Below are 5196 nucleotides of genomic sequence, written 5' to 3' on the forward strand. Positions count from 1 at the left end.
CTAACAACCTGAATCCAACCTGTAAAGTTTTCATAAGGGGTAACTATTGTGTAGAAATAAGTTCCACTTGGCAACATACCACCACTATTACTTTGACCCATCCACTGATTGGTGTAACCTGGTCCATGAGAATAAACTTCTGCACCATGACGGTTAAAAATTTTAACGCTAGTTGCCATATAATAACTCAGATCAAGATAATCATTTAAACCATCTCCGTTAGGAGAAATACCCTTCGGAATAGAACATGGAATCACAGTAACTTTATATGAAAAAACTTCTGTACACTTATCATCACTTTCAATTTCAACATATACCTTATAAAAACCAACTGGTAAAATAGTGTTAACAGGAGGATCATTTACCATATCAGTTACAACTGTTTGATTAATTGGATCTAAAACTTCATACATTAAGTATTTCTGTTTTTCAGGTAATGGACTTAATGTAAAGCTTGTACAAATAACTATATCTTGCAAATCTAACTCTGGAACTACTCCTTCACGAACATTGAATGAAGTGATACCAAAACAACCCGTTTCTTCATTTTCAACCCTTACATAAATAATCTCAGGGAAGGTCGTTGGAACATAATTCTCAGGATCTGCAATAGGATTTGTACCTGTTTCTGCATCATCCTCAGAATGATAATAGGTCATTGTAAAGTTTAGTGGATTATCAATACTTGATAAAATGACTTCATCATTATCATTAATTCGGCCTCTATCTGGGTCATCTAAGTCATTAATACAAATAACCACTTCTTCTGCTTGAGGAAGAATAATTTCTTCTGTAACCTTAACTTCAAAACCTTTTCTTAAAACTAAATCTTCACCCCCACAACCTGGATATGAAACCACAGCCTCAAAATAAGCAGACTCATCTAATGTAACTGTAACTATAGGACTTGTAGAAATTAAATCGCCATCTTGATACCATCCAAAAGTTGGAGTTGTTTCACCATTTGGTTTGAAACGCCACGCTTCATTCTGTGTTTCCCAAGTACCTACATTTCTACCAGGAGGGATTGTAGCCTGAGTTCCAGTTAAATTAGTTAAACCAATAACACCTTTTCCTCCATTGAAACCACTAGCTCCACAAGATTCTCTATTGCCAACGTAAACTTCAATAATATTTGAAATTTCATAAATTACAATCTGAGAATTTTGAGCAGGATTAGAATCAAGACAAGAAAATAATTCAATTTCACTATAATTAACAACCAATGCTCTACATGGATAGGTCCCTAAAACCTGATAATTTATACTTCCATTTGGACTTTTCCAAGGAATAGGATCAATATCCTGAAATACACCCATAATTACATTTTTAAAATCATCATTTGAAGTCGGAGCAGGGAATGATGATATTCCGCTCATAGAAAATGAAGCATTCCCTGGATAAGGCTCATTACCACCCATTTTAATATATCCATTAGAACTTACTTGAACAGTAGTAAATTCATTTCCATAAAAACAAAAAGCGAATGGTAAAGTAAAAGGAGGTGCCCAAGAATCATCTATTGTTACATCCATCTCTATACCTCCGGTAAAAGGAAATGGCGGCGCATAATCAATTTGTTCAACAGTATAAACATCTGTCGCTTTGAACAAACTTGGGTCGTAAGCAGCATTTAAAGTTACATCTACGGTTTCTCCATCACAGATTATATAATCTCCATTAGCATTTACATCTAAATTTAAAGGTGAAATATCTAAATCAGCACAAGCCTCTGGTAAAAACAAAGAAAACTGCTCTGGCCCTGTCCATAAACTGTTATCTGATTCTGAACAAATCGCTCTAACATAATACTCATATAATTGTCCTTCAACTGGTGTGAAATTATAAATTGGGTTACCATTTACAATAACAGAAGTTACTGGGGTTGCACCAGGCGAACCACCACCTGTAGGTTGAATCACGACTTCCCACTGTGTTTCGGTTCCTACTGGAGTCCAAGTCAAATTAATTGTATTATTAATCCCTGTAGATGCAGCTAAATCAATTGGAGCAGGACAAGTTAATGCTTTAACTTCTACATTATCAACAGCAGCTGGAGATTGAGCTCCACCTGAAGTATTATTTCTCCATTCAAAAACTAAACGAACAGTTTGACCTGCGTAAGTTGCACCTGGGAAAATATACAACTCATTTTGCCAAGTATTACGTAATTGGTGATTTCCTCCTAATTGATTTCCACCACTGTTAGCTACAGAAATTGCCGTTCCTGGTACTGGCTGATAAGCTACAGGAACAATCCAAACACGTAAATAATCCGAATTATTTTCACCTTGACTTCTCCAATCATATAAAAATGCAATATCTGTTGTTGTTCCAGCAGGAATATGTATATCTCTATAAGCGTGAATAATTGTTAAACTAGAAGTAGTAGTATATTCAAATGCACTATTGCCATTTGAAATATATAAACTCTTAGTTCCAGCTGCAGCAACAGCATTACCAATAATCCACTGATTTGGGAATCCAATTTTATTATCGTTACTTAAAGTAAATGAACTCTGACCTTCAAAACCATCAAAGAAATTTAATTCGGCTGGAATTTGTTTAGTATTTAAAACCACTGGTCCAACCCAAAAACTATTTCCATCTCCAGCTCCACAATTAGATCTTACCCAGAAAAAATATTGCGTTGCAGGATTCAAACCTTCAATTGTAACTGAAGTACCTGTAGTTGTTCCTGAAGGAACAGTTGTCGCTGTAGGTGCAGAATTTACAGTAGAATAATAATAATCATATGTTACAATATTAGTTGTTGTAGGTGCTGTCCAACTTAATGTAGCTTCATCTTGTTCAACTGAATTTAACACAGGATTAGTTGGAGCGACACAGGTAATAACATTAATATTAATATTATCAACTGCAGCAGGAGGTTGTGTACCTGTAGTAGTATTATTTATCCATTCAAAAATCAATCTTCTATTAGAACCTGCTAAAGCAGTAGCATTAATTACATTATTATATGTCGTCCAGTTTGATACTTCACTATAATTTGTTAGTCCTATTTGAACCCCTCCTGAAGTTCCAGCAGTGATATTAGTTCCAGAAACAGGAACAAATGTTGTCGGAACCAACCAAACTTTCATTCTATCAGTTGCAGCCTGTCCCATCCCTTTAAAATCAAACTGAATATTAATTTCAGCTGCTCCAGGTGGAATAATAAAGTCTTTAAAGGCCGCTACAGAAGAAGTTGAAGTAATAGTATATTCGTTATTCTGTGCATTATTTGTAACATACATACTTTTTGTACCCCCATTATGAGTAGCGTTACCAATCATCCAATAATTTGGTTGATTAACATTACTAAATTGGAAAGCTGGTATACCTTCAAAATTTTCTGAATATGGTAATGCAACAGGAATCTGACTTGTCTGTGCAACTACATACCCAATCCAGAAACTTGTTCCGTTTGTACCACAATTGCTTCTCACCCAAATAAAATTAGTTGTACCAGCCACTAAACCACTAACTGTAGCAGAGTTTGTTGGAGAGTTTCCAGAGGGTACAGTAGTGTCAGTTGGTGGAGTAGGATTTTGAGAAACATAATAATCATAAGAAGCTGGAGGCGTTGTGGGAGCCGTCCAAGAAATATTGGCCGTTTGTGTAGTTACACTATTCAATACTAAAAGTGAAGGTGCTGTACATCTAATTACACTAATATTAATATTATCTACTGAAGCAGGAGGTTGTGTTCCTGTTGAATTATTATTTATCCATTCAAAAGCAAATCTACGAGTTGTACCTGCATAAGCAGTAACATTGACAACATAAGTCATGGTAGAATAGTTAGGCGTTTGATTCATTAATCCACCTATCTGAATACCATTTGTAGCGTTAATTACAGTACCAGCAGTCGGTGTGAAAGTCGATGGAACTGACCATAATTTCATATAATCGACGGTAGTTTGACCTTGACCTTTAAAATCGAAAGTAAAAAGAAGTTCATCAGTACCAGCAGGAATTATTACATCTCTGTATGCATGAGTTGTAGAAGCAGTAGTTATAGTATAAGTGTTGTTTGCTCCATCATCATTAGAGATATATAACGAATTTGCACCTCCATTATGAGTAGCAGTACCTACAAACCATTTATTAACTTGAGTACTGTTACTGTATCTCCATCCATGTAATCCTTCAAAACCTTCAGAATATGGTAATGGAACAGGAAGCGGATTTGTAACAAATTGAAATGGGCCAACCCAATCTCCAAAAACATTATTTATACAAGTAGATCTAACATAATAATCATATACTGTATTAGGAAGTAAATTAGTCATTACTTGAGTAGTAGGAGTTGTAGAAGTTGTGTAAGTTGGTACTCCAGTTGGAGTAGCATTAGCTAAAACCACTTCTGTCTGAAAGTTTAATGCACCTCCAGGATTTGACCAATTTGCTGTTCCTCCTGTATCGTTTAAGGCTGTTACACCTAAATTTGTAGCATCCGGACAGTCTTCAAAAATCAAAATATCATCTAAACTCCACGTTTTACCCTGACCTTCATTAATCATTACAAAAGCAACGTAAATATTTTGACCTGCATATTGTAATAAACTCAACTCTTGAAATCCATAAGTTCCACCAGTTGGACTAATTGGATTTGGAGCAGCACCATTAAAATCTTGAAAAGTCGCAATTGTATTAAAACTTGTCAAATTGGTATTAGTAGTAGAAATTCTAACTTCTAATCTACTGTTTCTAGTAGGACCAGCTGGAGACGCTTTACCGTAAAACGATAATTTAGGATTTAGAATACCTCCTAAATTTGCCACTGAAGTTATGACCCAATCTTGAATTGGGGAAACAGCAGTAGCCGTTTCTGGAGCAACCATCAAACAAGAGTTGCCAGAATTAGCCAAAATAGCAGTATTATTAACATTCCATGGGCTGTTGATTCCAACTCCATTATGTGTAACAATCCAGCCTGCAGGAACACCAGTTTCAAAACCGGTGCTGATAATTTGGCTATAACCTACCAATGTACAGAACATTAGTAATATTAAGCTAGTAATTTTCTTCATAGAAAAAATATTAAATTATGAGACTATCACAAATATATCATATTTAAACAAACAATAATCTTATTTTAACACAGAAATTTAATTTTTTTTTTGTAATAAAAAAAGCTCAACAAAAAAATTCTGTTGAGCTTTCTCCAAATTAAATATAAATCTATGCTAT

1 protein-coding gene is annotated in these 5196 nt (G+C 34.9%); it reads right to left on the reverse strand.

Annotated features, from left to right (window positions below):
* Positions 1-5036: choice-of-anchor J domain-containing protein (locus EG240_RS15970; RefSeq protein ID WP_203229334.1), on the reverse strand; the 5036-nt coding region annotated here is incomplete at its 3' end.
* Between the last annotated feature and the right edge of the window lie 160 nt (positions 5037-5196).

This window comes from Paenimyroides tangerinum (assembly GCF_003865405.1).
GTDB lineage: Bacteria > Bacteroidota > Bacteroidia > Flavobacteriales > Flavobacteriaceae > Flavobacterium > Flavobacterium tangerinum.